Genomic DNA, 26074 nt, shown 5'->3' on the forward strand with positions numbered 1-26074 from the left:
TGGCTTTCGGTCATGTCCGCACTCCACATGACCCGCGTTGCCGTCGGCTGCACCGACTATCCGGCGCTGGAGGCGCGGATCGCCAACTATGCCGAGGGCGGCGAGATTCGCTTTGCGACGCGGTTCCGGCCCAAGCGCGCCGACGAGCTGATCGGTGGCAAGCTGCATTTCATCGTGAAGCATACGCTCGTTGGGCGCGTGGAAATCCTGCGCTTCGAAGATCGCAGCGACGGCCGCGTCGACATCGTGTGTGTCGCCGATCTCGAGCGCGTGCATCCGCAGCCGAAGCGTGCGCATCAGGGCTGGCGCTATCTGGCCGACGCCGATGCGCCGAAGGGCGTCGGCGATCAGAGCGGGGTCGGCGCGCTACCGCCCGAACTCTATCGCGAGCTCGCCGAACTGATGCTGATTTAATTCGCGGCTTGCGCTGCCAGCATTTCGCCCATCTTTTCCCAGACCTTGTTGATCGCCTTGAGCGGGCGAATCATCACCTTGAAATCGCTTATTTTTCCCTCGTCGTTCCAGGTGATGATGTCGACGCCGTTGATCTGGATGCCGTCGAGGCTGCTCTGGAATTCGAGCACCGCCTGGTCGCCGTCGACGATCTCGCGCAGATAGCGGAAATCGTCGCCGCCGAGAACGTGGCTCGCCGCGTGGAGATAGGCGAAGACCTTGTCGCGGCCTTCCTGCGGCGTGTGGACAACGGGCGAATGGAACACCGCATCGTCGGCGAGCAGGTCACGGAGCGCCTGCGGATCGCCGCCGCCCGCCATATAGGCGTGCCAGGCGGCGAGGCCGGGATGCGGCGCGCTCATGCGAGCTGCTCGGCGAAGAAGGCGCGGGTGCGGCCATCGGCGAGCTGTGCGCCCTCTTCGTTGCGGCGATTGCCCATTGTCGCGGCGAAACCATGGTCGAGCCCCGGATAGTCGTGGAGCGTGACCTTCGGGTGCGGATCGAGCGCGTCGTGGATCTTTTTCTGCGCCGCATGGTCGACGAAATGATCCTCGGTCGGGATATGAAGCATCAGCGGGTTGGCGATCGCGTGGCTTTCGTTCAGCATCTGGTCTATCATGACGCCATAATAGCCGACCGAAGCGTCGATATCGGTGCGCGTCGCCGCCATATAGGCGAGGCGGCCGCCGAGGCAGAAGCCGACCGCGCCGATCCTGCCGGCGCCCTGGCTGCGCAGCCAGTGGATCGCGGCCTCGATATCCTTGACCCCGTCGTCGGCGTCATATTGGCCGAAATAGCCGAGCGCCTGCTGGAATTCGGCCTCGATATCGGGGCTGAGCTCGACCCCGGGGGCGAAGCGCCAGAAGATATCGGGTGCGATCGCGAGATAGCCTTCGGCCGCCCAGTCGTCGCACTTCTGCCGGATGCCTTCGTTGACGCCGAAAATTTCGGGGATGACGATGATCGCGCGCGTGCTGTCGGCGTCGGGGCGCGCGACATAGGCGGGGATCGTGCCGGCGCCGTCGAGCGTCGGGATGTCGGTGTTCGTTGCGGCCATGTGGGGAGCTCTCCTGACTCTTGCTTCTTTGCGGTGAAAGCGCGAAGCTAGCGGGGCTGCGGGCGTGGCTCAAGCGGCTAACCGGCATTTCGGGGCGGAGACAGGCGATGAAGTTCAATATCGAGATCGATTGCACCCCCGAAGAGGCGCGGCGCCTGTTCGGCCTTCCCGACCTCGAGCCGCTCCACGATATCTACCTCGACCGCGTCAAGGAATTGATGGCGAAGGGGATCACCCCCGACATGGTCCAGTCGATGGTCAAGACCTGGGTGCCAATGGGCGGCAGCGGGCTCGAGCTCGTCCAGTCGCTGCTCGGCCAGTTCGGCGGCGGATTGATGGGTGGCGCGTCGAAATCGGCCGGCAAGGACGATGACGACAAGGCCGCCAAGGGGCGCAAGAGCTGAGCCAAACCATTGTAAGCGATACGATTTTTGCGCTGTCGAGCGGGATGCCGCCGGCGGCGATCGGCGTTGTGCGCGTCAGTGGACCGGCTGCCGGGACAGCGCTGCGGGCGCTCGCAGGGAGGCTGCCCGAGCCACGTCATGCCTCACTCGCTGCGCTCAAAGGCACCGATGGCGCGCCGCTCGATAACGCGTTGATCCTCTGGTTCCCGGGCCCGGCCACGGCGACCGGAGAAGATCTCGCCGAATTGCATCTGCACGGCGGTCGCGCGGTGGTCGCGGCGGTCGAGGCGGCGCTTGGCGCGATGCCGGGGGTACGCCCTGCGGTCGCGGGGGAATTTACGCGGCGTGCGTTCGACAATGGACGAATCGACTTGGCTGAGGCCGAGGGGCTGGCCGACCTGCTCGCCGCCGAAACCGAAAGCCAGCGCGTGCAGGCGCTCGGCATGGCGAGCGGGCATGTCTCGCGCGCGGTCGCAGATTGGCAGGACCGGCTCCTCAACCTGATGGCGGGGGCCGAAGCCGAGCTGAATTTTGCCGACGAGGATGATGTCGAAGTGGGCGACGCTGTCGCGCGGCGTTTGATTGCGGGGATGGGGGCCCTTTCGGGCGAGCTCGGCGAATGGCTGGCGCGGCCGGCGGCGGAGGTGATCGCCGAAGGGCTGTCGGTGGTGATCGCGGGGCCGCCGAACGCCGGAAAATCGACCTTGATCAATGCCTTGGCGCAGCGCGAGCTGGCGATCGTGTCACCGGTAGCGGGGACCACGCGCGATGTGATCGAAACGCCGCTCGCGCTCGACGGGATCGCGATGCGCTTTTCGGATACCGCGGGGATTCGCGGCGAGGGCGCCGATGAGATTGAGGCGATCGGAATCGACCGCGCGCGGGCGGCGGTCGAGGGCGCCGACATCCTGTTATGGCTCGGTCCGCCGAAGGAAGCACCGGAGCATCCGCGCTGCATCGCGATCGCCGCGCAGGCCGATCGCTGGTCGGGCGATGCGGCGGCGGAGGCCGGGGCGGCGCATTGCGACCTGATTCTGTCAGCGGCGACGGGCGAGGGGATGGACAAGCTCCATCGCTATATCGTCGACATGGCACGCACCTTGTTGCCGCGCGAGGGCGAAGCCGCGCTGCGCCAGCGCCAGCGCGCCGCGCTCGCCGAAGCGCGCGACTGGCTGATGATCGAGCGAGGATCGCGCGAGGCGAGTGATTTAATCTTGCTCGCCGAGCGACTTAGGCTCGCCGCGACCGCGCTCGACCGGATCACGGGGCGCGCCGGAGTCGAGGAAATGCTTGATGCGCTGTTTGGGCGTTTCTGCATCGGGAAATGATGTTCCACGTGAAACATCGAGCGGCAAGCAGCGCGGTGGATTCGACGCGCGCTTTGCGGTAAAGGCCGCACCAATCATGCAGAATGAAGCAATTTTTGATGTCATCGTCGTCGGCGGTGGGCACGCCGGAACCGAAGCCGCAGCGGCCGCGGCGCGGCTCGGTGCGCGCGTCGCGCTCGTCAGTTTCGACCCCGCGCTGATCGGGACGATGTCGTGCAACCCGGCGATCGGCGGGCTCGGCAAAGGTCATCTGATGCGCGAGGTCGATGCGCTCGACGGCTGGATGGCGCGCGCCGCCGACAGCGCGGCGATTCATTACCGCATGCTCAACGCGTCGAAGGGCGCGGCGGTGCAGGGACCGCGCGTCCAGGCCGATCGCAAACTCTATCGCGCGGCGATCCAGAACTTGCTCGCGGCAGAGGACGGCATCACCGTCGTGGTGGGCGAGGCTGCGGCGCTGCGGCTGTCGGAGGATGGGTGCGTCGCAGGACTCGATCTGGCCGACGGTTCGGTTTTGAGTGCGCGCGCGGTCGTGCTTGCAACGGGGACATTCCTCGGCGGCCGGCTCTTCCGCGGCGAAGAGCGGATGGAGGGCGGCCGCATCGGCGAGGCCGGCGCGCACCGACTCGCCGAGCAATTGCGCGCGGCCGACCTGCCGATGGCGCGGCTCAAGACGGGGACACCGCCGCGGCTCGACGGGCGGACGATCGACTGGGCGCGGCTCGAGGAGCAGCCGTCGGATGGCGCGGAAGGCGCGCGCTGGACCTGTTCCACGTGGAACAGCGAACGGACGGTGCCGCAGATCTTTTGCGCGATCACGCGCACCAATGCCCAAGCCCATGCGATCATCGCGGCGAATCTCGATCGCTCGCCGCTGTTCACCGGAGCGATAGGCGCGGCGGGACCGCGTTATTGTCCGTCGATCGAGGACAAGATCCACCGCTTTGCCGACCGCGACGGGCATCAGGTGTTTCTGGAGCCCGAGGGGCTCGACAGCTTTCTTGTCTATCCGAACGGGATTTCGACCTCGCTTCCCGCCGACGTGCAACTCGCGATGCTGCGCACGATGGAGGGGCTCGAGACGGTCGAGATGGTCGTGCCGGGCTATGCGGTCGAATATGATCATATCGATCCGCGTGCGCTCGACCGGACATTGCAGGTGCGCGCGCTGCCGGGGCTTTGGTGCGCGGGGCAGATCAACGGAACGACCGGATATGAGGAGGCGGCGGCGCAGGGGCTGGTCGCCGGCGCGAATGCCGCGCTCGCTGTGCAAGACCGCGATCCGTTGATCCTCGACCGATCCGAATCCTATATCGGTGTGATGGTCGACGATCTGGTGCTGCAGGGCGTCACCGAACCCTATCGCATGCTCACCGCGCGCGCCGAATATCGGCTGCGCCTCCGCGCCGACAATGCCGTAACGCGGTTGACGCCGAAGGGGATCGCATTGGGGTTGGTGCGGCCCGCGACCGCCGCGCTGTTCGAAGCGCGGCAGGCCGAGCGGGCACGCGCAGAAGCCTTGCTCGATCGGCCGGTCGCGACCGCCGATTATGCCGCGGTCGGGCTGGCGCTTCCGGGCGACGGTATCGCCCGCCGGCGGATCGACCTGCTGCGCTATCCCGACATCACGATGGCGCGGCTTGTCATACTCGCACCCAAACTCGCTTCAATCGATCCGACGATTCTGTCCGAGATCGCCGAGGACGCGCATTATGCACCCTATATCGCGCGGCAGGATGCCGAGCTGCGCGCGCTCGCGGCGAATGAGGCGATCATGCTCGATCCCGTGCTCGACTATGCCGCGATCGGCGGGCTGTCGCGCGAGATGGTCGAGCGGCTGACGAAGGCGCGCCCCGAGACGCTGGGGCAGGCGGCGCGGATCGATGGGGTAACACCCGCGGCGCTGACCGCGATCATGGTGCACAGCCGGCGGCGCGCGGCGTAATGGAAATTCAGAATATGATTCTCTTCCCGTCATTCCCGCGAAGGCGGGAATCCCGCTTTTAGTCCGACCCAAGCTCGGGTTTGGCGGATTGCAGGGAATGGAAAGAGCGGGATTCCCGCCTTCGCGGGAATGACGAAGAAAGGGGGCAGCTTGTCCGACGTCTCAAAGCCATTGGAGAGTGAAGACGCCGCGCGCGCCTGGATTGGCGAAGCGTTCGCGCCGACACCGGATCAGTGGGAAAAGCTTGACCGCTTTGTTGCCAAGCTTGTTGCCGAGAACGACCGGCAGAATCTGATCGCTGCGTCGACAATCCCGACGATGTGGGTCCGGCATATTGCCGACAGCGCCCAGCTCTTGTCTTTCGATACGCGCGACGGTGACGGTCTCTGGATCGATCTCGGGAGCGGCGCGGGGTTGCCGGGGCTTGTTATCGCCATATTGAGTTCGCGCCCGATGCTGCTCGTTGAATCGCGCAAGCGGCGCTGTGATTTCCTGCGGACTGTCGCTGCGGAGCTGGGTCTGGCAAATGTCGAGGTCGTCGAGGCGCCTTTGGAACGGATCGAGATCCGGCCCGGAGCGACGATCAGCGCGCGTGCTTTTGCCCCGCTCGACAAGCTGCTCGACTTATCCGCTCGTTTTTCCACCGAATCGACGCGATGGTTACTGCCAAAGGGGCGAAACGCGGTTAAGGAACTGGCTTTGCTGCCCCAGCCATGGCAGAGAATGTTCCACGTGGAACAGAGCCGCACCGACGCCGACAGCCAGATTTTGGTGGGCACGGGAAAAATCGCGGCCAAACAGCGAGGAAAGCGATGATCCGCATTGCCGTGGCGAACCAGAAGGGCGGGGTCGGCAAGACGACGACGGCGATCAATCTGGCGACCGCGCTCGCGGCAACCGGCTGGCGCACGCTGATCATCGACCTCGATCCGCAGGGCAATGCGTCGACGGGGCTCGGAATCAAGCAGTCGCAACGCGAATGTTCGAGCTATGAGTTGCTGCGCGGCGACGCGACGCTCGCCGAATGCGCGATTCCGACTGCGGTGCCGCGGCTCGATATCGTCACCGCGACGGTCGACCTCTCGGGCGCAGAGATCGAGCTGATCGAATTTCAGGACCGATTGCACCGCCTGCAACAGGCGCTGTCGAGCGCCGAGGCGGGGCAGTGGGATATCTGCCTGATCGACTGCCCGCCATCCTTGGGCATGCTGACCCTCAACGCGCTGATCGCGGCCGAATCGCTGATCGTGCCGCTGCAGTGCGAGTTTTTCGCGCTCGAGGGGCTGAGCCAGCTGCTCACGACGGTCGAGCGCGTGCGCGAGCGCTTCAACCAGAAATTGTCGATCCTTGGTGTTGCGCTGACGATGTTCGACCGCCGCAACCGGCTGACCGATCAGGTCTCCGACGATGTGCGCGAAGTGCTCGGCCCGGTCGTGTTCGAAACGGTAATCCCGCGCAACGTTCGCCTGTCCGAAGCGCCGAGCCATGGCTTGCCGGCGTTGATTTACGATCATCGCTGCGCCGGATCGGCCGCCTATATCGCGCTCGCGCGCGAGTTGATCGACCGGCTTCCCAACGTCCGCAAGGCTGCATAAATGTCTGATAATAAAGACGAAACAGGATCGGAATCGACGCCCGCGCGCAAGCGACCTTCGGGCCTTGGCCGCGGGCTCAATGCCCTGTTCGGCGATGTCGCGGTCGAGGCACCGGTGCTCGCGACTCCCGGGGCGGCAGCGAAGGCGACGCCGGTAACGGGCGATTCGGTGCAGCATGTCCCCGTCGGCGCGATTCGCCCGTTGCCGGGCCAGCCGCGTCGCCATTTCGACGAAAATGCGATTGCCGAGCTTGCCGATTCGATCGGGCTGCGCGGATTGCTCCAGCCGATCATCGTCCGACGTTCGCCCGACGGCGAGGGGTTTCAGCTCGTCGCCGGCGAACGGCGCTGGCGCGCGGCGCAGCGCGCGGGGCTGCACCAGATTCCCGCGCTTGTGCGCGAACTCGACGATGCCGCGACTTACGAGATCGCGCTCGTCGAGAATATCCAGCGGCAGGACCTCAACGCGATCGAAGAGGCGAGCGCCTATCGCCGCCTGATCGAGGATTTCGGACATAATCAGGAAGCGCTGGCGAAGCTGGTCGGCAAGTCGCGCAGTCATGTCGCGAATCTGATGCGCCTGCTCGACCTGCCCGCGAGCGTGCAAACGCTGGTCGGCGACGGGTCGCTCGCGATGGGCCACGCGCGCGCGCTGATCGGGGCGACCGACGCCGAGGCGATCGCGCGCCGCGTCGCGAAGGAGGGGCTGTCGGTCCGCGCGGTCGAGGCGCTGGTGCGTGCGGGCAAGGGCGGCGACGCGCCGCGCAAGGCACCGGTCGAATATAGGAGCGCCGACGGCGGCCGCGATCCCGACATCGTCGCGGTTGAGCGGCATCTGTCCGAACTGCTCGGAATCGGTGTCGCGATTCATTATGCCGGCGAGGGCAAGGGCGCGCTGACGCTGAAATTCGCATCGCTCGATCAGCTCGATATGATCTGCCAGCGGTTGTCGGGCGAATCGATCTGATCTGCGCGGTGCCGGGGCGCTCGTGAGTCTTGCCCCGGCGTGCCTGATTGTGCCAGTCCGGGTCGTTAGCGAGCGAAGCACGGTCCCTGCGACCCGCGGAATACCATACTAACTGTCTAATTTATAACATTTATATTGGCTAGCGCGGACCAATCCTTGACACGCCGTTAACCAATCTTGCTGGCAAAGGCTGAACAGATCTTCCCTTAAAGAGGTCGGCGAATGGGGTGGGATTTCCATTCGAATTTAGACCGAATTCAAGGGACCAAATCATATGCGCAACTATGGAATGAAGCGCGCCCTCGCGGGCGCCGCGATTGCTGCCCTCGCCATGAACGCCTCGGCGGCGCATGCGGCGTCGGCCACCGGCACGGCGACGGCCAAGATCCTGCGCCAGATCACGCTCACCAAGACCAGCGACCTGCAATATGCGACGATCATCAGCGGCGCGACCGCCTCGACCGTCGCAGTGTCGACCGCTGGAGCCGCGACCTGCGGCGCGGGCCTGACCTGCACGGGGACGACGACGGCGGGCAGCTATAACGTCCAGGGCACCAACGGTGCCGTCGTGCTGGTCGGCGGCGATTCGAGCGTGACGCTCAACGGCTCGCTCGGCGGCACGATGTCGTCAACGCTGACCTATTCGTCGCCGAACATCACGCTGGGCACGACCGGGGGCAGCTTTCAGGTCGGCGGCACGCTGAGCGTTGGCGCCAACCAGGCGTCGGGCGACTATTCGGGCACGTTCAATGTGACCGCGAACTACCAATAAGGTTGGGGGGCCTGGCGGGCCGAGATCCGCCAGCCGTTAAAATGGGGTCGCCGGACATCGTTCGGCGACCCCTTTTTTGCGGCCGAGGTCCGCATAGTTAGCGAAATATCAACCATGTCGGTGCAGGCAGGATGCGACCATCGGGACGGTGTGGGGCCGTTTCCCGGACGATTGTGGGGATCGTATCCAATGCTTCGCTTTTTGAAGGCCCTTGGCCTGTTCACCGCGGCTGCGCTCGGCGCCGCGGCATCGCCCGCGCTGGCGGCGGGCGACTTGCTCGTCGCGCCGACGCGCGTGATCCTCGACGGATCGCGCGGGACCGAAGTGGTGCTCAACAATATCGGCAGCGAGCCCGCGACCTATCGCATCAGCCTCGAGATCAAAAGGATGACCGCCGAGGGCGGGCTCGACGAGATCGCCGAGGAGAATGTAACGGCGGCCGAGCGGACCGCGCTCGACATGATCGTCTTCAGCCCGCGCCGCGTCACCCTGCCGCCGAACCAGCCGCAGGTGGTGCGCATCGGGGTGCGTTTGCCCGAAGGCACGCCGCCGGGCGAATATCGCGCGCATATGCTGTTTCGTGCGGTTCCCGACGCGGCGCCAGCGTCTGCCGAGCCAAAGCCGGCAGGCGAGGGCGTGTCGATCGCGCTCACACCGATTTATGGCATCACGATCCCGGTGATCGTCCGCGTGGGCGATCTCGGTGCCGACGCGTCGATCGGCGCGGCGTGGGTGAGCGAGACCCAGGACGGACCGGCGTTCAATTTCGACCTTTCGCGCACGGGCAACCGATCGGTCTATGGCGATATCGAGGTGACGCGGCCGGGGGTCGCCGAGCCCTTGCTCGTCGCACGCGGCATCGCGGTCTATCCCGAGGTCGGCGCGCGCAAGGTGTCGCTCCGCGTTCCGGGCGATCTCGCGGCGAAGCTGAAGGGGCCGGTGCATATTCGCTACAGCGAAGACCGCGAAATCGGCGGCGGCACGATCGACGAGGCCGAGCGGGTGGTGAAATGATCGGATAGGAACGGAGCGAAGCGGGCGGGCGATGATCCGCGCGGCGCTCTCGCGATGGAAACCGGCGATACTGGCCGGGCTGGCGCTGGTGGGGCTTGTTCCTGCCGGCGCCGAAGCCATTGAGAAAAAGCCTGTTTCCGTGTCGAGCGATAGCTGGGCGCCGAACGAGGATGACAGCTGGCTGTTTGACGTGCGCTCGGGGCAATATCGCCTCGGCGACGGGGTGCGCGGCTATCAGACCCCGCAGGGGATTTGCGTCGACCTCGGCGACGTCGTGCTCGCGCTCGACCTCGCGGTGCGCGTCGACAAGAAGTTGCGCCGCGCAACCGGCTGGGTGTTCGACGAGCGGCGCAGCCTGACGATCGACCGCGACGCGGGCGAAGTGCGCGCGGGGAGCGAGAGTTTTCGGCTGAATGTGACGACGATCCGCGACACGCCCGCGGGCTGGTGCGTCGATCTCGATAGTCTTAATAGTTGGTTGGGTGTGCCGCTTGCTGCCGACCTGTCGAACGCGGTGCTGCGGATCGATTCGAAGGACAAGCTGCCGTTCCAGCTCGCCGCCGAACGCCGCGCGCGCGCCGCGGCGATCCGCCCGCAGGCGCAGTTCGACCTCGCGAGCCTGCCGCAGGCGGCGCGGCCGTATCAGGCATGGGCGACGCCGTCGGTCGATGTCGTCGCGTCGGCGGGCGTCGTGTCGGACAAGCGCGGCGGATCCTATGTCCAGGGACGTTACGAGATTTTTGCGGCGGGCGAGGTGCTCAGGCAGAGCTTCGACGCGCGGTTGTCTTCGGACAATGAAGGCGTGCCCGACAGTTTGCGGATGCGGCTCTATCGCACCGATCAGCAAGGGCGATTGCTCGGGCCGCTGAAGGCGACGCATTATGGGGTGGGCGACGTCAGCCTGCTGTCGACGGGAATCGTCGCGGCGTCGGCGCCGGGGCGCGGCGCGGTGCTCACCAATCGCCCGATCGAGCGCCCCGACGCGTTCGACAAAACGACCTTTCGCGGCGATTTGCCCGCCGGCTGGGACGCCGAGCTGTATCGCAACGGGCAATTGCTCGCCTTCACCAGCCCGAATGGCGACGGGCGCTATGAATTCATCGACGTGCCGCTGCAATATGGCGCGAACCGGTTCGAGATCGTGCTGTACGGGCCGCAGGGACAGGTCCGGCGCGAAATCAGGCAGGTTCAGGTCGGCATGGATTCGATCCCGCCGCAGCAGACCTGGTATTGGGCGGGCTTCGCGCAGGAAAATGCCGACCTGATCGAATTCGGCAGCCGCCGGCGCGGGGCGTTCCGGCGCGGCTGGCGTGGAACGCTGGGAATCGAGCGCGGGCTCGACACGCGCACGTCGGCCGCGGCCTATGTCCACAGCCTGTTGATCGAGAATGTCCGGTATAATTATGGCGAGGTCGCGCTGCGCCGCTCGATCGGGCCGACCTTGCTCGAGGTTGGCGGATCCTATGCCGACAATGGCGGCGTGGCGGCGCGCGCGAGCTGGCTGGCGGCGTTCGGCGAAACATATGTGCGCGCCGATGCGATGCGCGGCTGGGGCGGGTTCGTGTCGGACCGTTCCCTCGGCAATATCAACGGCCAATATTCGATTTCGGTCGATCAGTCGGTGACGCTCGGGCGGACGGTACTGCCGCTCCATTTCGACGTGCGGCAGGTCGAGCGGCGTTCGGGGATCGAAAGCCTCGAGGCCAGCGCGCGCGCGTCGGCGAGCTTTCGCGCGCTGACCTTCACCGGCCAGCTCGACTGGAGCCGGACGAAGGTGCCCGTCGGCCCCGATCCGCCCGACAACCTCTCGGCCACCCTGCTCGCCAATGCCCGCATCGGGCGCGTTCGCGTCCGGGGCGAGGCGCGGTTCGCGCTGGCCGGGGACAATAGCGATACGCGCATGACGCTGATCGGCGAATGGGCGGGGAAGGGCGAGGCCGAATGGCGGACCGAGCTCGGATATGACCGAGGGCTCGATCGCGCACGCGCAGGGCTAGGATATACACGCCGTTTCAACAAGTTGCAGCTGACAGGGTTCGGCGAGGTCGCAAGCGACGGGTCGATCGCGGCGTCGATTGCGCTCGCTTTCAGCTTCGGCCCCAAATCGAACGGTCGCTGGCGCGTATCCGCCGAGAAGCTCGCAAGCCGCGGGCAGGTCATCGCCGACGTGTGGATGGACGACAATGGCGACGGCATCCGCCAGCCTGGTGAGGCGGCGCTGCCCGGTGTCCCGCTGACCGCAGGCAATGCCGCTGTCGAGGCGGCGACCGACCGCGACGGGCGGGGGGCGATCGACGGGCTCGAACCCTTCCGCCCCGTGATGATCGGGATCGACGCGGGCAGCCTGCCCGATCCTTATGTCCAGCCGGCGCTGCCGGGGGTGGTCGTGTCGCCGCGGCCGGGGGTCGNCGCGCTGCCGATGACCGCGGCGGGCGAGGTGGAGGGGACCGTTCGCCGCGATGGCGGCAACCCGATCGAGGGACTCGGCGTCGAACTCGTCGATGCCGAAGGACGCGTGCGCGCGACGACGATCACCGAGTTCGACGGATATTTTCTGTTCGAGGGCGTCGCTTACGGGCGTTACACGGTCCGGCTGGGCAAGGCGTCGGCGGCGGCGCTGCGGCTCGACGGCGATTTCGCTGTGGGCGCGGCGCCGGGTAAGGCGACGCCGCGCGTCCGGCTCGGCGCGCTGATACTGAAGCCGCTGCGTCGCGACGTCGCGCTGCGTGATGAGACCCCACCGGGCGGAAACAGCGCACGCGGGCCGCCGGAGGAAGAGGAGCGCCGACCGTAGCGGCCTCGGAAGAATCGACAATTTTCTTGCCGCGCCGCGCGGGGAAAGGGATGAAGCACCGCAACGAGGTCGGCCCCGGAAGGCGATGACGTGAGAAAAACGGTGTGGATCGCAGTGACGCTGGGCCTGCTGCTTGCGGCAGCGGGATTCCTTGCGGTGCTGGTTTCCGCGGTACCCTCGCCGCGGAATGACGGCGCCCTGCGATCTTCGATCGATCGCGGCCCGATGGGGGAAGCGCAGCAGAGGCAGGTCTATTCGCCGGTCATTGCGAAGGATCCCTATGTTGCCGCGCAATGGGAAAAATCGATCCGGGCGCTGGAAGCGGCGTGTGCCGAACGCGGGGAATTTTGCGAAGAGGCCCGAAAAGCGCGCCTGTCGGTGAACCGATAGCGGCGCTTCCGCGTCGCTTCAGCTCAGCAGCGGTTCGAGCGCGTCCCATTCGCGGTCGACCGCGCGGCGGCCGGCGTCGATCGCGGCGCGGATTTTCGCCGGGTTGAATTCGAGCGTTTCGGCGACTTCCTCCTCGGGTTCGATGATGCGGATCGGTGCGAAGCGATAGCGTGCGATCTGGACGTCGAGTGGGCGGAGGATACGCGCCGCCTGCGCGCCGCCGATGCCTTCGTTCTGGAGCGCACGAAGCTGGCCCTCGCGCGCGGCGATCAGGTCGTTGATCAGCGCCGCGCCGGCGAGGTCGTTCGCCGACACTTCCGACTGGAGGATGTCGACCGCGCGCAGCCCGATCTTGATCAAATTGGGAAAGACGCGAACCGGGCCGGGCCGCGGCGCGGGCGAGGCGCGCACCGCGATCACCCCGCGCGGGTTCATTTCGAGCGCGGAACTCAAGGGCGTCACATCGCGCACCCCGCCGTCGACCCATTGTTCCTCGGTCCCGTCGCTCGCGCGCGTCTTGAGCGGGTCGAAAAAGAGCGGCATCGCGCAGCTCGCATAGACCCAATTGTGGATGCCGGGCACGCTTTCGTCGATGCTGCGATAGGTGCCGGTCCCGAGGTTGACGACGCCGAGGAGCAGCTTGCGCCCGCTCGCGCGCAGTTTGGCGTCGTTCGCGAAGCCCTTGAGCAGCCGTTTGAGCGGTGCGGTGTCGTAGAGCGCATCCTCGCCGAGCAGCCCGCCGACGACGCCGAGCGGGCGCGATTTGTAGATCGAGCTGTTGCCGCGAATGCCGAGCCAGGCATCGAGCAGCCCCGGCACATCGTCCTGCGCGACGCCGAGCGCCTGGATCGCGCCGGTCGATACGCCCGCGACGATGTCGAGGCGAACGCCCCGATTGACGACGAGTTCGTGGACGACGCCGACCTGAAAGGCGCCTTTCGCGCCGCCGCCGCTCAATACGATTGCCAGACCGCCTGCCATGCCTGCGTCTCCTTGATCGGCGCCAGTTTACCGCAAGCCGGGTGCCGCCCCAAGTGGCGAAGCGGCGCTTCGCGCAGAAACACAGGATGCCGGTAACCGATTTTTAGCCATGATCGGCAGGGAAAGAGCCACCGCGCACGTCCATCGCTACCACGACATTAACCAGTCTTTAGCGCGCAATAGCTATGGAGAGCGGCGGGGCTGGATATGGCCATAGGAGAGACGGATGGCCGCGACGGTGGCAAAAACGCGCCATGATGCGGGTTCTGCCGCCGCACTTTCGCCCGATCGGCTGGCGTTGATCCTGTGGCTGGGCTTCGTTGTTGCCAGCCTGTTTCTGCATCGCGACGCGATCGCGAACCTGGCCTTTTCCGATCCCGACAATGCGATGCGGCTGGCGCAGGTGCGCGACCTGGTTGGCGGACAAAATTGGTTCGACACGGCGCAGTATCGCACCAACCCGGGCGGTGGGGGCGGGCCGACGCATTGGTCGCGGTTCATCGATGCGCCGATCGTTGTGCTGATCGATCTGTTCAGCCTGTTCGTCGATCCGCAAACCGCCGAGCGCTGGGTGCTGGCGATCTATCCGCCGCTGCTGGCGCTGCCGTTGCTGCTCGTCTTTTCCCGGATATTGCAGATTTTGGGCGACCGGCCGTTCGTCTTCATCGGCCTCGCGATCGCGGCGACGACGATCAGCTATCTCCATCATTTCGCCCCGCTCAATATCGATCATCACAATTGGCAGGTGTTGCTCTCGGTCATTCTTCTGTGGCTCGCGCTGCGGCCGGCGAGCTTCGCGAACGGATTATGGTCGGCGCTCGCGGCGAGCATCTATGTCGAGATTTCGCTGGAAGGATTTCCCTTCCTGGGTCTTTTCTGGGCGCTCTTTGTCTTTGACTGGCTGCGCGATCCGGCCAAGGCGAGCCGGCTCCGCGGTTTTTCGGCCGGGATGATCCTGCTCCCCGCGCTCTGGTCGCTGCCGTTCCGGGGTGCGGCCTATCTCTCGACCGTTTTTTGCGACAGCTTCTCCTTGCCCTATCTGCTTGCCACCGCCGCGGCCGGGGCGGTGTTCCTGATTGCCTTGACCGCGCCGCCCCGCTGGACCGCTTCGCTTGGCCAGCGCGTGTCGATCGTCGGGGCAGCGGGGATCGTCTTTGCGGCGGGCTTTGTCCTGACGGGGACGGCTTGCCTGGCGGGGCCGTTTGGCGAACTCGAACCGCTTGTCCGCACCTATTGGTATGAACCGATTCTCGAAGGACGGCCTTTGTGGGAGCAGGTGCCCGCGCGGAGGGCGGCCTATATCCTTACCACTGTTATCGGCTTGGGAGCGGCCTTGTGGGCCTGGCTCCGGGCGCGGGGTCGTCCCGAAGCCGAAAATTGGGGGCGCCTTGGCCTAATGATCCTGTTCGGCGCGATCATGGCGGTTCTGGTGATCCGCTCGCTCGCCGTGGCCCATGCCTATATGATCCCGGCGTTTGCCGCGCTCGCGCTGGCCTTTTGGCGCTGGGGAGATGCGGGGTCGAGCATTTGGCGCCGCCTGACCGGAACGCTGTTCCTTTTGCTGTCAATTCCGACGATTGCCATGGCGTTGGGTTTCAACCTTTCGTTGCTGAAAGCCGGGTCAGCGACGGCGGCGGCGAGCGGCAGCAACCCGGTCTGCCTGTCGCAAGGCCGTCCGGCGCTTGCCGGCGAACCTCCGGCGCTTCTCTTTGCATCGATCAATATTGCGCCGACCCTCTTGGTCAGCACGCCGCACAGCGTGGTGACAACGGGCCATCACCGCAACCATGCGACGATCAATCGCGTCGTGTCGGCCTTTCTCGCGCCGCCCGCCGCGGCGCGGCTTTTGGTCAGCGAGGGAGGGGCGCAATATCTGGTGTTCTGCGAGAATGACATCGCGCCTCTGGCGGCCGCCCGCCCGCATGGATTGGCTGCGCATTTGCTGCACCGTCAGCCGGTCGATTGGCTGGAACCACAACCGAGGCTCTCCTCGGGCTCTTTTCATGTGTATCGCATCGTCGCGTCCGCCAAGCAAAGCCCGCGGTTAGAGCGAAATCCTTCCTTCCATTAACCGTTTCTTATCCATGTTTCCTCCATTGCGACGGACAGCAATTTGCCTGTGTGGGGGAATATCGAAGTGACCAACGCCCAAGTGTCGAAAAGCCGTCCGACGAGCGCCGACGTCGCCATCATTGGCGCCGGTCCCGCGGGACTGACAGCCGCCTATCAGCTGACCCAGCAGGGGTACAGCGTGACGGTGATCGAAAAGGACCCGGTCTATGTCGGCGGGATCAGTCGCACGGTCGAGCATGAGGGCTTTCGCTTCGACATCGGCGGCCACCGCTTCTTTTCAAAGAGCCGCGAAGTCGTCGACCTTTGGAACGAGATTCTTCCCGACGATTTCATCGAGCGCCCGCGGATGAGCCGCATCTATTATGAGGGCAAATTCTATTCCTATCCGTTGCGCGCTTTCGAGGCGCTGTGGAACCTTGGCATCTTTCGCTCGACGCTGTGCATGGTCAGCTATGCGCAGGCGAAGCTGCTGCCGAACAAGAATGTCCGCAGCTTCGAGGACTGGACGATCAACCAGTTCGGGCGGAAACTCTATTCGATCTTTTTCAAGACCTATACCGAGAAGGTGTGGGGCATGCCGTGCGATGAAATGTCGGCCGACTGGGCGGCGCAGCGCATCAAGGGGCTTAGCCTCGGCGGTGCAGTGATCGACGGGCTGAAGCGCAGCCTCGGGCTTAACAAGCGCCCGAACGACGGCATGGCGACCAAGACCCTGCTCGAAACCTTTCGTTATCCGCGGCTGGGCCCCGGCATGATGTGGGACGCGGCGCGCGACAAGGTCGTCGCGGGCGGCAACCATGTGCTGATGGGCCACAGCTTCAAGCAGCTCACGCAGGATCAGAAGACGGGCCGCTGGCGGATGACCGCGAACGGCCCCGACGGCGATGTCGTGATCGATGCCGCGCATGTCATCAGCTCGGCGCCGATGCGCGAACTCGCGGCGCGCATCCATCCGCTGCCCGCGTCGGCGCTCAGCGCCGCGCCAAACCTCAAATATCGCGACTTTCTGACCGTCGCGCTCAAGATTCGCTCCGAGGATCTGTTTCCCGACAATTGGATTTATATCCACGACAGCAAGGTGCAGGTCGGCCGGGTGCAGAATTTCCGTAGCTGGTCGCCCGAAATGGTGCCCGACCCCGAACTTGCGTGCGTCGGCCTAGAATATTTCTGTTTCGAGGGCGACGGGCTCTGGGCGTCGAGCGACGAAAAACTGATCGCGCTGGCGACGAAGGAAATGGAAATCCTGGGTCTTTGCGATCCGGAAGATGTCGTCGGCGGCGCGGTGGTGCGGCAGGAAAAAGCCTATCCGGTGTATGACGATGATTATGCCAAGCATGTCGAGACGATGCGCAGCGAGCTGGAGGCGCGTTATCCGACGCTGCACATGGTCGGGCGCAACGGCATGCATCGCTATAACAACCAGGATCATGCGATGATGACCGCGATGCTGACGGTGCGCAACATCGTCGCGGGCGAAAAACTCTATGATATCTGGGGCGTCAACGAAGATGCCGAATATCATGAAAGCGGCACCGAGGGCGAGCAGGCGGCGCTGGCGTCGGTCCGCGAGGTTCCCACGCGCGTGGCGAAGGCCGCGTAAGCGCTTGGCCGGGGGGATCGGCGCCATGCTACCGGTGACCAGATTGATCGCGTCGGTGCGGCGCGGCGAGATTCGCTGGCTGAACTATCTGCTCGCGAGCGGGCTCGCGCTCGGCAGCGATGCGGGGCTCTTCCTGCTGCTGCTCGACGCCGGGCTGTCGCCCGTAACGGCGTCGGCGACGGGCTATTGCGCCGGGATTCTCGTGCACTGGCTGGTGTCGAGCCGGCTCGTCTTTGCCGACGGCGCCGCGGCGCGCGGCACCGGTGAACGCCAACGCCAGAAACTGCTATTTGTCGGGTCGGCGCTCGTCGGTCTGGCTGTCACGACCGCGATCGTCGGCGGCGGCAGCGCGCTCGGCCTCGATCCGCGGCTTGCAAAGCTCGCGGCGATCATCGTCAGCTTTCAGACGACCTATTTGCTGCGCCGCCATATCGTGTTCCGGGCTGTCACGGCATGAGCGACGCGTCCGCGCTTCCCGCGGGCGCGGAGCCATCCGTTCGCGCACCGGGATCCGGTGGCATCGTGCTGAGCCCGTGGTTCACCCCGGTCCGCATCGCGCTGATTATCTGGGGGGCGATGAGCCTCGTCGCGATCATCGCGAAATGGCAGGCAATCGGCGCGCTCGATCTGTCGGATACCGACGACGCGATGCGCATGGCGCAGGTCCGCGATCTCCTTGCGGGGCAGGGCTGGTGGGATCTCTCGCAATATCGCGTCAATCCGGCGGGCGGCGGGGTGCTGATGCACTGGTCGCGCATCGTCGATGCGCCGCTGGCGGCGGGCATCTTGCTGCTGAAACCGCTGTTCGGGCAGGCGATGGCCGAACGGATCGTGATGACCTTGTGGCCGCCGCTGCTCGGCGCGGCGCTCAGCGTCGCCTGCGCGCTCGGTTATCGGGGTCTGTCCGACCGGCGGATCGCCTATGCCGTGCCGCTCTTCCTGATCATGTCGGGTTATATATTGGTGCAGTTCCGCCCGCTTCGGGTCGACCATCACGGCTGGCAGATATTCCTCGCGATGCTGATCATGGCGCAGGCGCTTCGGCCGGCAAGCTGGCAGGCGGGCCTGCTCGGCGGATTGTTCGCCGCGGCGCTGCTCGCGGTGTCGATCGAAGGGCTGCCGATCGTCGCGCTGTTTGCCGGCCTTGCCGCGCTGCGCTGGGCGCTCCACGGACGCGCCGAGGATCGCACCCGGCTTTGCGGCTATATGGGCGCACTCGCGGGCGGCGCGCTGCTGCTCCAGTTTGCGACGCGCGGCCCCGAGGGGCTGCTCGGCAACTGGTGCGATTCGCTTTCGGCGCCCTATATGGCGGCGTTCATCGCCGCCGCCGCGGTGACTTTCGCGGCCGCGCGCGCCAAACCGGACCAGCCGTGGGTTCGCTTCCTGCTGCTGGGACTGGCCGGCCTGTCGGCGGCGGGGGCGCTGGTGTGGACCGAACCGCAATGCGCGAACGGCCCCTTTGCCGCGCTCGATCCGATCGTCGTGCAATATTGGTATCTTAATGTCCTCGAGGGCCAGCCCCTGTGGATGTCGCCGCCGTCCAGTGCGATCCACGTGCTCGTGCCATCGCTGATCGGTCTCGCCGGGTCATTGCTCGCGTGGCGGAGCTGCTCGGCGGCCATCGACCGCAGGAATTGGGCGACGATCATCGTTGCGCTGCTCGGGGCGGCGGCGCTGTCGCTGCTCGTCCTGCGCAGCGTTTCGACCGCCCATGTCTTTGCGTTGCCGGGCTGCGCGTGGCTCGGCCTGCGCGCCTGGGCATGGGCGCGGACGATTCCATCGACCTTGTTGCGTATCCTTGCGTCGGCTGCCGCCGCGCTGACGCTGCCGCTGTTCGGCAGCATGGCGGTGGCAGCCGTGCTCGGGCTGGTGATCCCGTCGCTGAACGCCGAAGAGGACAAGGCCATCGAAGAGGTCGCCGCGGTAAATCCCTACCAGGAGGACTGCCTCAATCCCGCGGCGATCGCCGAGCTGAACCGCCTGCCGACGACGACGATCCTGACCCCGATCGATCTGGGCGCGCCGGTGATTTTCTGGACGCACCACAGCCTGGTCGCGACGCCGCATCATCGCAACAAGGAGGCGATGGCGGACTCGATCCGCGTCTTTGCCGGTGACCCCGGACACGCCGAGGCGCTGGTCCGCAAGCAGGCGGCGACCCTGATCATATTTTGCCGGACCGCCAACGATTTCGCCAAATATCGCAGCGCGCGTAAAGATGCGCTCGCGGCGCAGCTCTACGCCGGAACGCCGCCGGCGTGGCTCGAAGCGGTGCCGATCGCGTCGCGCGCCGGGCTGTCGGTGTGGCGGGTGAAGCCCGAGTAAAAGGTCAGGCGGGGCGGAAGGTCAGCGCCGCGCCATTCATGCAATAACGCTTGCCCGTCGGTTTCGGCCCGTCGTTGAAGACATGGCCGAGATGGCCGCCGCAGCGTTTGCAATGCACCTCGGTGCGCGCATAGCCGAGTTCATGGTCGGTCGATGTGCCGATTCCGCCCTTCAGCGGTGCCCAGAAACTCGGCCAGCCGGTGCCGCTGTCGAATTTGGTCCGGCTCGAATAGAGCGGCAGCGCGCAGCCGGCGCAGTCGAAGGTGCCGGCGCGCTTTTCCTTGTCGAGCGGGCTGGTGAAGGGGCGCTCGGTCGCCGCTTCGCGGAGCACGCGATATTGCAGCGGTGACAGGCGCTTTTTCCATTCGGCATCGGAAAGCTGCCAACCGGCTTGTGCCTTCGGACGCGACGATTTGGCGAAAAGCATCGGTGCGCCGATGATGGCGCCGCCGAGCGCGAGTCCGCCGAGGAGATGACGACGTTCGATCATATCCTCGATACGTGCGCCGGGGCCGAAGGGTTACAAGCGCGCGTCAATATTTCTCGATCTGGACGGGGATCGACCGGAAACCGTGGACGAAGCAGGCGTGGACGCGCTCGGGGGTGCCCGTCACGGTCACGCGCATGCGCCGCGCCGCCATTTCCTCGAGCAGGATGCGCAGCTGCAATTCGGCGAGGCGTGCGCCGACGCAGCGGTGGACGCCATAGCCGAAAGACAGGTGCCGCCGCGCGTTTTCACGCGTCAGGTCGATGTCGTCGGCGTCGCTGAACACGCTTTCGTCGCGGTTCGCCGACAGATACCAGAGGATCAGCTTGTCGCCCTTGGCGATCTTGTGCCCGAACAGCTCGGTGTCGGCGAGCGCGGTGCGGCGCATATGCGCGAGCGGGGTCTGCCAGCGGATGATCTCGCTGACCGCATTCGGAATCAGCGCCGGATCGGCCTCGAGCTTCGCGCGCTGCTCGGGGAACTGGTCGAGGCCGTAGGCGAGTCCCGACATGGTGTTGCGCGTTGTGTCGTTGCCGCCGACGATCAGCAGCACGAGATTCCCGATGAACTCATATTTGTCCATGTGGCTCATCGCTTCGCTGTGCAGCATCATCGACAAGAGGTCGGGGGTTGGCGGCTGATTCGCCTTTTCCATCCACAGGCGCTGGAAATAGACGAACGCTTCTTCGAGCACCGCGCGGCGCTGTTCCTTGAGCTCGGCCTTTTGCGCGAGTTCGACGTCGCCCATCCAGTCGGACCATTCGCTCAATTTGCGGCGATCCTCCCACGGGAAATCGAACAGGATGGCGAGCATTTGCGTCGTCAGTTCCATCGACACGCGGTCGACCCAGTCGAACGTCTCGCCCCACGGCAGGCCGTCGAGCACTTCGCCGGTGCGGTTCCTGATGTCTTCGGACAGGCGCGTCATTTCAGCCGGGGTGAAGGCGGGGGCGACGGTGCGGCGCTGGTCGGTGTGCTGCGGCCGGTCCATCGCGATAAACATCGGCAGGCGGAAATCCTCGTCCTCGTCGCGTTCGAGGATCGTGATGCCGCCATATTCCCAAGAGGAGCTGTAGATGTCGGGCAGCGCCTCGACATGCTGGATCGCCTGGTGACTCGCGATATTCCAGTAAGGCCCGTGGACGCTGTCCTCGCACTTCACGATGCCGCCCATTTTGCGGAGTTCGGCGAAGGGCTCCTGCCAGCGATCTTCCGAATAGATCGCGGCGGGGCTCATGTCATAGGCGTGGGTGACAGGCTGGGGGGTGACAGGCTGGGGCTTCGCTGCAGTCGCCATCGGGGGGCCTCCTCTCTTTGCAAAGGACTCGCCGCGACGCTTGCCGCCGTCGGCGAAATCAGTTGCAGAATGCCACTGCTAACAGCTTTGTCAATGAGACTGGGACGAAGCGGCCTGCGCAGCCGCCGCGGCAGGCGCAACCGCTTTGTTACGGCTCCAGAATTTCCAGCCGCTGCCGCCGCTGAGCACGCCCGACCGGAACAGGCGGACCGACAGGAAGATGACGAGCGCGACCCAGATCGCCTGCCAGCCGAGCGCGAGTAAATGGACCGCCTTGGCATCGTCGGTCGCGGCGCGCGCAGCCATCGCGAGCGGCGAGGAGAAGGGGAAGATCTGGGCGAAATGGGCGAGGCCGCTGCCCGGTGCGCTCGCGGCGCCGGCCGACAGGCTGAACATGCCGACCTGGAAGATGGTGATCGGCAGGCTGAGCATCTGGATTTCGCGCACCGATCCCGCCTGCGCGCCGACACCGAGGAAGACCGCGCCGAGCAGGAGGAAGGACAGGATGAAATAGGCGAAACCGATGCCGAGGAAGAAAGGCCAGCCCGTCGCGGGCATCGAGACGAGCGCGGCGGTCGCCTTGCCGGCCTTGCCCGCGGCGGCGATCGCGGCGGGATCGACCTGCGTCGCGGCGATCAGCCCGCCCCCCATCGCGACGATCATCCAGAAGGCGATAAAGAGCACGGCGACGCCGAGCATGCCGAGCAGCTTGCCGAGAAAGACGCTTTCGAGCGGCACCGCGGCGGCGAGGATTTCGATGACCTTGTTGCCCTTTTCCTCGGCGAGCGAGCTTACCGTCTGGCCCGCCAGCAGCAAGGTCAGGAGGAAGATGATGAAGACCGCGCCGAAACCGAGCGACTGTTGCACTGCGATGCTGGTGCCGCCGCTCGACAGCGCTTCGAAATCGGGGGTGATGGATGGCATCGGCCCGGCGGCGCGCGCGCGCTGCACATCGCCCGCAAGCAGCGCGAGATAGCGACCCGCGCTGCTGCCCTTTTCGCGCTCGACGATGCGGGGGGTGGTCAGGGGGCCGCTCATGACGGCATAGGTGTCGCTGCCCTTTTCGCGTGCGATCGCAACGGGATCGCCGTTGGCGGGGCTGGCGATCCGGATATCGAGCGGTGCGGGTTCGCGGGTCATTCCAGTCCGGAGACGCTGATCGGTGGCCCGAAGCGCCTCGATATCTGCCGGATCGGCAACGACGACGATGCGGCCGGCGCCGCGCGCGCTGTCGGCAAGCTGCGATGCCCCGACGCCGCCGGCGAGCCCCATCGCGACCATGAACAAGGGGGCAAGCAGGAAGAGGAGAAAGGTCGGCGTCGCGACGATCGCGAGAAAGTCGCGCCGCGCAACGACGAACATGCTGCGAATGAAGGGAGTCATGCGCTGGCCTCCTCTACGGCATCCTCGGTGGCATCGGCGTCGAATCCCGCGTCGACCTGCCGGACGATATGGACGAACGCGTCGTGCAGCGCCGGGCGGCTGATCGACAGGCCGGTGACGCCATGACCGCTCGCGGTGATTCGCGCGAGCAAAGGCTCAACATCGGCGTCTTGAATCGCGAAATGCCAAGCGTCGCCGCGGAGTTCAGCGCCCGCCGGGAGATTTGCTGCAACTGCGGCGGAATCGCATGCGGTTCGCGGCGTGTAGCGAACCTGCATCGGGAGAAGTGCGCGCGCTTCGTCGACGGTGCCCTCGAACCGGCGCGCCGAGCGCGCGATGATCGCGATGCGGTCGCAGAGGCGTTCGGCATGCGCCATGACATGCGTCGAAAACAGAATCGTCGCGCCGCGGTCGCGCTCGCGCCGCACGAGCATTTCGAGCCGCTCCTGATTGACGGGGTCGAGCCCCGAGAAAGGCTCGTCGAGCACGATGAGGTCGGGGGCGTGGACGATCGATCCGATCAGCTGGATCATCTGCGCCATGCCCTTCGACATTTTGCGGATCTTTTCGTCGATCACGCGTTCGAGCCCGAGTTCGGTCATGAAGCCCGCGGCGCGGCGGCGGCCTTCGCTCCAGTCGAGCCCGCGCAGCGCGCCCATGAAGGCGATCGCCTCGCGCGCTTTCATGCCCGGATACAGCCCGCGTTCCTCGGGAAGATAGCCGATGCGGTGGCGCACCGACTGCGGCCGCTGCCCGCCAAACAGGCGGCTTGTGCCCTCATCGGGGTCGATGATGCCGAGCGTCATGCGCAGGCTCGTCGTCTTACCCGCGCCATTGGGGCCGAGCACGCCATAGATGCTGCCCGTCGGCACCGCGAGGGACACATGATCGACCGCTTTGTAATTGCCGAAATATTTGGTGAGGCCATTCGCCTCGACGCTGAAATCGCTCAAACCCGGGTCCCCAATCTTGGCTCACCAAACTATGGCACGGCAAGGCCGCTCGCGTATAGAGCGGCAATGGTTGCCGAAGCCTTGCCTCTGGAAACGCCTTCCCTCGAAGAACGGCTCGAAGCCGTCGCGCGCGCGCATGGTTTCGCGGCGTTCGGGATCGCGCATGCCGATGCCGCGCCTGAGACCGCGGCGCGGCTCGACCAATGGCTCGCCGAGGGGCGCCACGGCGACATGATCTGGATGGAAAGCCGCGCGGAACAGCGCGGATCGCCCAGGGGACTGTGGCCGGAGGTCAAATCGGTGATCGCGCTCGGCATGAGCTATGCCCCGGCGCTCGATCCGCTGGCGCTCGCCGATCATCCCGGTCGCGGGCGCATCTCGGTCTATGCGCAGGGCGGCGACTATCATGACGTCGTCAAAAAGGCGCTGAAGGCGGTCGCGCGGTGGCTCGTCGCCGAAGTGAAGGACGCCGAGGTCAAGGTGTTCGTCGACACCGCACCGGTGATGGAAAAGCCGCTGTCGGCGGCGGCGGGGCTCGGCTGGCAGGGCAAGCACACCAACCTCGTCAGCCGCGATCATGGCAGCTGGCTGTTCCTCGGCGCGATCTACACGACGCTGGAGCTGGAGCCGTCGAGGCCGGGCCGCGATACGTGCGGCAGCTGTTCGGCGTGTCAGGACGCGTGCCCGACGCAGGCTTTTCCGGCGCCGTACCGGCTCGATGCGCGGCGCTGCATCTCGTATCTGACGATCGAGCATAACGGCCCGATCCCGGTCGCGCTGCGGCGCGGGATCGGGAACCGCATTTATGGCTGCGACGACTGTCTTGCGGCGTGCCCGTGGAACAAATTCGCCGAAACCGCGCACGCGCATCGCGCCTTCCTGCCGCGTGCCGAGCTGGCCGCGCCGTCGCTTTCCGACCTGCTCGCGCTCGACGATGCCGATTTCCGGCAGGTGTTCGCGGGGTCGCCGATCAAGCGGATCGGGCGCGGGCGGATGGTGCGCAATGCCGCGATCGCGGCGGGGAACAGCGGTGATGTCCGTTTTGTGCCGGTGCTCGAACGACTGGCGAAGGATGAATCGCCGATGGTCGCCGATGCGGCGCTCTGGGCGCTCGCCGAACTGGCGTCATGACGCCTGACAAGGGTTGGCGATCAGCGCCGGAACGACTGGGCGCAGCTGTTCACTTCGGCGTTGCGGCCATCGGGGGTGCGGGCATCGACGTGCGTCGCGACGGGATTCGCGCCCGCGCGCGGGGCGTAGAAATAGACATCGAGGATGCAGTTCGACCCGGCGAATTGCAACTTGCGGCCGGCGCCTTCGGTGACGTCGAGGTGCGGCTTGCCGAACATCCGGCCGATCGCATCGGCGCTGTTGCCGATCAGCGCATTATTCTGCACCGGCCGGACCACCGTTGTCGGTGGTGGGGTCGCCGCGGATGGGGTTGACGGGCGCGGGATCGCGGGGCCGGCGCACGCGCCGAGCGTCAAAGCGAGACCGGCGATGGCGGCCAGGCGGCGGTTTTCGATCATCTTTTCTGGTCCCCATTGCGCAGGTGCAGCATGTGCACGGCCATAGCCGCGCTCAGAATCGGCGCCAATAGATTGGCGATGGGTACCACGAAGCTTGCGGCAGACAGCAGCCCGAGCGACCAGCGCGCCGGCCGGTCGAGCCGTGGACGGTCCGGATGGCGCGCGAGCACCATCGCCTCAAGATCGCGGCCGAGCAGCAATGCGTTGACGAGCAGGGCGAAGATCGGGGTTCCGATACCGGTGACGAGCAGCAGGATGTAGATCGGCAGCGCGAGCAGATTGCCGCCGATGAGCCGCACCAGCGAAGCGAGCGCGAGGCCGATATTCTGGCGCCAGCCGACATCGACGGCCTGGCTTGCGGCCGCGGGATAATGGCGGCCCTCGACATCGGCGACGATGCCGTCGGCGAACAGGCCGACGACGACGATCGCAACGGCGCGGAAGAGCAACCAGCTTCCCGCAATGATGACCAGAACGATCAATATGCCCGCCATGTCGAGTTGCGCTTTGTCGAGCCACTTCCAGTGCGCCAGTGCCCAGCGGGTCGCGAAAAAGATCGCGGCGCCCGAAACGGCGAGGAGCAGGAGCGTGAGCGCGAGGCTTTGCGCCAGCACGCGCATCACGCGGGGCTGCGGCAAGTCCCTTAGCGCGAGCAGAAAAGCATGAACGGCGCGGGCCATGGTCCGGGGATGGTGGCCGTCGCGGCGCGGGTCAAGCGTTATGCTTGC

Annotated in this window: 25 protein-coding genes; 16 read left to right on the forward strand and 9 right to left on the reverse strand. The window is 65.9% G+C overall.

Annotation, left to right across the window (positions count from 1 at the left end; genetic code table 11):
* Positions 1 to 12: 12 nt before the first annotated feature.
* A complete protein-coding gene (locus tag ACTJI5_RS06885; protein WP_440859784.1) occupies positions 13 to 414 on the forward strand; it encodes a DUF1489 family protein in 402 nt (133 codons plus the stop codon).
* On the opposite strand, the gene ACTJI5_RS06890 is transcribed toward ACTJI5_RS06885, so the two are convergent.
* Positions 411 to 815, reverse strand: a complete 405-nt coding sequence (locus tag ACTJI5_RS06890) for a nuclear transport factor 2 family protein (RefSeq protein ID WP_440859785.1) — start codon at positions 813 to 815, stop codon at positions 411 to 413. The genes ACTJI5_RS06885 and ACTJI5_RS06890 overlap by 4 nt on opposite strands.
* Positions 812 to 1510 (reverse strand): dienelactone hydrolase family protein, encoded by a 699-nt coding sequence (locus ACTJI5_RS06895; RefSeq protein ID WP_058539280.1) that lies wholly within the window; start codon positions 1508 to 1510, stop codon positions 812 to 814. The genes ACTJI5_RS06890 and ACTJI5_RS06895 overlap by 4 nt, the downstream gene beginning before the upstream one ends.
* A 107-nt stretch (positions 1511 to 1617) precedes the next feature.
* Between ACTJI5_RS06895 and ACTJI5_RS06900 the strand changes: the two genes are divergently transcribed.
* From ACTJI5_RS06900 to ACTJI5_RS06945, 10 genes are all read left to right on the forward strand, one after another.
* Positions 1618 to 1914 (forward strand): DUF6489 family protein, encoded by a 297-nt coding sequence (locus tag ACTJI5_RS06900; RefSeq protein ID WP_440859786.1) that lies wholly within the window; start codon positions 1618 to 1620, stop codon positions 1912 to 1914.
* Positions 1915 to 1922: 8 nt separating this feature from the next.
* The gene (gene mnmE, locus ACTJI5_RS06905; protein WP_440859836.1) at positions 1923 to 3242 is read left to right on the forward strand and encodes a tRNA uridine-5-carboxymethylaminomethyl(34) synthesis GTPase MnmE; all 1320 of its coding nucleotides are present in this window, start codon (positions 1923 to 1925) and stop codon (positions 3240 to 3242) included.
* Positions 3243 to 3318: 76 nt separating this feature from the next.
* Positions 3319 to 5187, forward strand: coding sequence for a tRNA uridine-5-carboxymethylaminomethyl(34) synthesis enzyme MnmG (gene mnmG / locus ACTJI5_RS06910; RefSeq protein WP_440859787.1), 1869 nt, complete (start codon positions 3319 to 3321; stop codon positions 5185 to 5187).
* A gap of 129 nt (positions 5188 to 5316) precedes the next feature.
* A complete protein-coding gene (gene rsmG, locus ACTJI5_RS06915; protein WP_440859788.1) occupies positions 5317 to 6003 on the forward strand; it encodes a 16S rRNA (guanine(527)-N(7))-methyltransferase RsmG in 687 nt (228 codons plus the stop codon).
* Positions 6000 to 6782: a ParA family protein gene (locus ACTJI5_RS06920; protein ID WP_062186227.1), complete on the forward strand. Its 783-nt coding sequence runs from the start codon at positions 6000 to 6002 to the stop codon at positions 6780 to 6782. The genes rsmG and ACTJI5_RS06920 overlap by 4 nt, the downstream gene beginning before the upstream one ends.
* Positions 6783 to 7748, forward strand: a complete 966-nt coding sequence (locus ACTJI5_RS06925) for a ParB/RepB/Spo0J family partition protein (protein ID WP_440859789.1) — start codon at positions 6783 to 6785, stop codon at positions 7746 to 7748.
* A 274-nt stretch (positions 7749 to 8022) separates the two neighbouring features.
* The gene (locus ACTJI5_RS06930) at positions 8023 to 8520 is read left to right on the forward strand and encodes a DUF4402 domain-containing protein (protein WP_058539286.1); all 498 of its coding nucleotides are present in this window, start codon (positions 8023 to 8025) and stop codon (positions 8518 to 8520) included.
* Positions 8521 to 8709: 189 nt separating this feature from the next.
* Complete coding sequence (locus ACTJI5_RS06935; protein WP_440859790.1) at positions 8710 to 9534, forward strand: fimbrial biogenesis chaperone; 825 nt, start codon at positions 8710 to 8712, stop codon at positions 9532 to 9534.
* 2419 nt (positions 9535 to 11953) lie between these two features.
* Complete coding sequence (locus ACTJI5_RS06940) at positions 11954 to 12328, forward strand: carboxypeptidase-like regulatory domain-containing protein (RefSeq protein WP_440859837.1); 375 nt, start codon at positions 11954 to 11956, stop codon at positions 12326 to 12328.
* A gap of 114 nt (positions 12329 to 12442) precedes the next feature.
* Positions 12443 to 12718: a hypothetical protein gene (locus tag ACTJI5_RS06945; protein WP_439512706.1), complete on the forward strand. Its 276-nt coding sequence runs from the start codon at positions 12443 to 12445 to the stop codon at positions 12716 to 12718.
* An 18-nt stretch (positions 12719 to 12736) separates the two neighbouring features.
* Here the strand turns inward: ACTJI5_RS06945 and ACTJI5_RS06950 are convergent, their stop codons facing one another.
* Positions 12737 to 13699, reverse strand: a complete 963-nt coding sequence (locus ACTJI5_RS06950) for a patatin-like phospholipase family protein (protein WP_439512705.1) — start codon at positions 13697 to 13699, stop codon at positions 12737 to 12739.
* Between the two features lie 226 nt (positions 13700 to 13925).
* Between ACTJI5_RS06950 and ACTJI5_RS06955 the strand changes: the two genes are divergently transcribed.
* The 4 genes from ACTJI5_RS06955 to ACTJI5_RS06970 all read left to right on the forward strand — a co-directional run bounded on the left by ACTJI5_RS06955 (position 13926) and on the right by ACTJI5_RS06970 (position 19697).
* Positions 13926 to 15770, forward strand: a complete 1845-nt coding sequence (locus tag ACTJI5_RS06955; protein ID WP_440859791.1) for a hypothetical protein — start codon at positions 13926 to 13928, stop codon at positions 15768 to 15770.
* 66 nt (positions 15771 to 15836) lie between these two features.
* Positions 15837 to 17372: an NAD(P)/FAD-dependent oxidoreductase gene (locus ACTJI5_RS06960; protein ID WP_197411518.1), complete on the forward strand. Its 1536-nt coding sequence runs from the start codon at positions 15837 to 15839 to the stop codon at positions 17370 to 17372.
* Between the two features lie 25 nt (positions 17373 to 17397).
* The gene (locus ACTJI5_RS06965; RefSeq protein WP_440859792.1) at positions 17398 to 17829 is read left to right on the forward strand and encodes a GtrA family protein; all 432 of its coding nucleotides are present in this window, start codon (positions 17398 to 17400) and stop codon (positions 17827 to 17829) included.
* A complete protein-coding gene (locus tag ACTJI5_RS06970; RefSeq protein ID WP_440859793.1) occupies positions 17826 to 19697 on the forward strand; it encodes a hypothetical protein in 1872 nt (623 codons plus the stop codon). Before ACTJI5_RS06965 ends, ACTJI5_RS06970 begins: the two co-directional genes overlap by 4 nt.
* A gap of 4 nt (positions 19698 to 19701) precedes the next feature.
* On the opposite strand, the gene msrB is transcribed toward ACTJI5_RS06970, so the two are convergent.
* From msrB to ACTJI5_RS06990, 4 genes are all read right to left on the reverse strand, one after another.
* Positions 19702 to 20187, reverse strand: a complete 486-nt coding sequence (msrB, locus tag ACTJI5_RS06975; protein WP_058539292.1) for a peptide-methionine (R)-S-oxide reductase MsrB — start codon at positions 20185 to 20187, stop codon at positions 19702 to 19704.
* Positions 20188 to 20230: 43 nt separating this feature from the next.
* A complete protein-coding gene (locus ACTJI5_RS06980) occupies positions 20231 to 21481 on the reverse strand; it encodes a cytochrome P450 (protein ID WP_440859794.1) in 1251 nt (416 codons plus the stop codon).
* A 90-nt stretch (positions 21482 to 21571) separates the two neighbouring features.
* A complete protein-coding gene (locus ACTJI5_RS06985) occupies positions 21572 to 22864 on the reverse strand; it encodes an ABC transporter permease (protein ID WP_440859795.1) in 1293 nt (430 codons plus the stop codon).
* The gene (locus tag ACTJI5_RS06990; protein WP_440859796.1) at positions 22861 to 23817 is read right to left on the reverse strand and encodes an ABC transporter ATP-binding protein; all 957 of its coding nucleotides are present in this window, start codon (positions 23815 to 23817) and stop codon (positions 22861 to 22863) included. The genes ACTJI5_RS06985 and ACTJI5_RS06990 overlap by 4 nt, the downstream gene beginning before the upstream one ends.
* Before the next feature lie 66 nt (positions 23818 to 23883).
* On the opposite strand from ACTJI5_RS06990, the gene queG reads away from it, so the two are divergent.
* Complete coding sequence (gene queG / locus ACTJI5_RS06995; protein WP_440859797.1) at positions 23884 to 24948, forward strand: tRNA epoxyqueuosine(34) reductase QueG; 1065 nt, start codon at positions 23884 to 23886, stop codon at positions 24946 to 24948.
* Positions 24949 to 24968: 20 nt separating this feature from the next.
* Here the strand turns inward: queG and ACTJI5_RS07000 are convergent, their stop codons facing one another.
* Both ACTJI5_RS07000 and ACTJI5_RS07005 read right to left on the reverse strand, forming a co-directional pair.
* Entirely contained in the window at positions 24969 to 25346 is a 378-nt protein-coding gene (locus ACTJI5_RS07000) for a hypothetical protein (protein WP_058539297.1), read from the reverse strand.
* The gene (locus ACTJI5_RS07005; protein WP_440859798.1) at positions 25343 to 26026 is read right to left on the reverse strand and encodes an EI24 domain-containing protein; all 684 of its coding nucleotides are present in this window, start codon (positions 26024 to 26026) and stop codon (positions 25343 to 25345) included. Before ACTJI5_RS07005 ends, ACTJI5_RS07000 begins: the two co-directional genes overlap by 4 nt.
* Between the last annotated feature and the right edge of the window lie 48 nt (positions 26027 to 26074).

The organism is Sphingopyxis sp. 22461 (assembly GCF_052044915.1).
Lineage (GTDB): Bacteria > Pseudomonadota > Alphaproteobacteria > Sphingomonadales > Sphingomonadaceae > Sphingopyxis.

Bases quoted from the DNA above. Each gene is read 5' to 3' on its own strand.
- ACTJI5_RS06885 (WP_440859784.1), top strand. From the start codon at position 13: ATGTCCGCACTCCACATGACCCGCGTTGCCGTCGGCTGCACCGACTAT.
- ACTJI5_RS06890 (WP_440859785.1), bottom strand. From the start codon at position 815: ATGAGCGCGCCGCATCCCGGCCTCGCCGCCTGGCACGCCTATATGGCG.
- ACTJI5_RS06895 (WP_058539280.1), bottom strand. From the start codon at position 1,510: ATGGCCGCAACGAACACCGACATCCCGACGCTCGACGGCGCCGGCACG.
- ACTJI5_RS06900 (WP_440859786.1), top strand. From the start codon at position 1,618: ATGAAGTTCAATATCGAGATCGATTGCACCCCCGAAGAGGCGCGGCGC.
- mnmG (WP_440859787.1), top strand. From the start codon at position 3,319: ATGCAGAATGAAGCAATTTTTGATGTCATCGTCGTCGGCGGTGGGCAC.
- rsmG (WP_440859788.1), top strand. From the start codon at position 5,317: ATGACGAAGAAAGGGGGCAGCTTGTCCGACGTCTCAAAGCCATTGGAG.
- ACTJI5_RS06920 (WP_062186227.1), top strand. From the start codon at position 6,000: ATGATCCGCATTGCCGTGGCGAACCAGAAGGGCGGGGTCGGCAAGACG.
- ACTJI5_RS06925 (WP_440859789.1), top strand. From the start codon at position 6,783: ATGTCTGATAATAAAGACGAAACAGGATCGGAATCGACGCCCGCGCGC.
- ACTJI5_RS06930 (WP_058539286.1), top strand. From the start codon at position 8,023: ATGCGCAACTATGGAATGAAGCGCGCCCTCGCGGGCGCCGCGATTGCT.
- ACTJI5_RS06935 (WP_440859790.1), top strand. From the start codon at position 8,710: ATGCTTCGCTTTTTGAAGGCCCTTGGCCTGTTCACCGCGGCTGCGCTC.
- ACTJI5_RS06940 (WP_440859837.1), top strand. From the start codon at position 11,954: ATGACCGCGGCGGGCGAGGTGGAGGGGACCGTTCGCCGCGATGGCGGC.
- ACTJI5_RS06950 (WP_439512705.1), bottom strand. From the start codon at position 13,699: ATGGCAGGCGGTCTGGCAATCGTATTGAGCGGCGGCGGCGCGAAAGGC.
- ACTJI5_RS06955 (WP_440859791.1), top strand. From the start codon at position 13,926: ATGGCCGCGACGGTGGCAAAAACGCGCCATGATGCGGGTTCTGCCGCC.
- ACTJI5_RS06965 (WP_440859792.1), top strand. From the start codon at position 17,398: ATGCTACCGGTGACCAGATTGATCGCGTCGGTGCGGCGCGGCGAGATT.
- ACTJI5_RS06970 (WP_440859793.1), top strand. From the start codon at position 17,826: ATGAGCGACGCGTCCGCGCTTCCCGCGGGCGCGGAGCCATCCGTTCGC.
- msrB (WP_058539292.1), bottom strand. From the start codon at position 20,187: ATGATCGAACGTCGTCATCTCCTCGGCGGACTCGCGCTCGGCGGCGCC.
- ACTJI5_RS06980 (WP_440859794.1), bottom strand. From the start codon at position 21,481: ATGGCGACTGCAGCGAAGCCCCAGCCTGTCACCCCCCAGCCTGTCACC.
- ACTJI5_RS06985 (WP_440859795.1), bottom strand. From the start codon at position 22,864: ATGACTCCCTTCATTCGCAGCATGTTCGTCGTTGCGCGGCGCGACTTT.
- queG (WP_440859797.1), top strand. From the start codon at position 23,884: ATGGTTGCCGAAGCCTTGCCTCTGGAAACGCCTTCCCTCGAAGAACGG.
- ACTJI5_RS07000 (WP_058539297.1), bottom strand. From the start codon at position 25,346: ATGATCGAAAACCGCCGCCTGGCCGCCATCGCCGGTCTCGCTTTGACG.
- ACTJI5_RS07005 (WP_440859798.1), bottom strand. From the start codon at position 26,026: ATGGCCCGCGCCGTTCATGCTTTTCTGCTCGCGCTAAGGGACTTGCCG.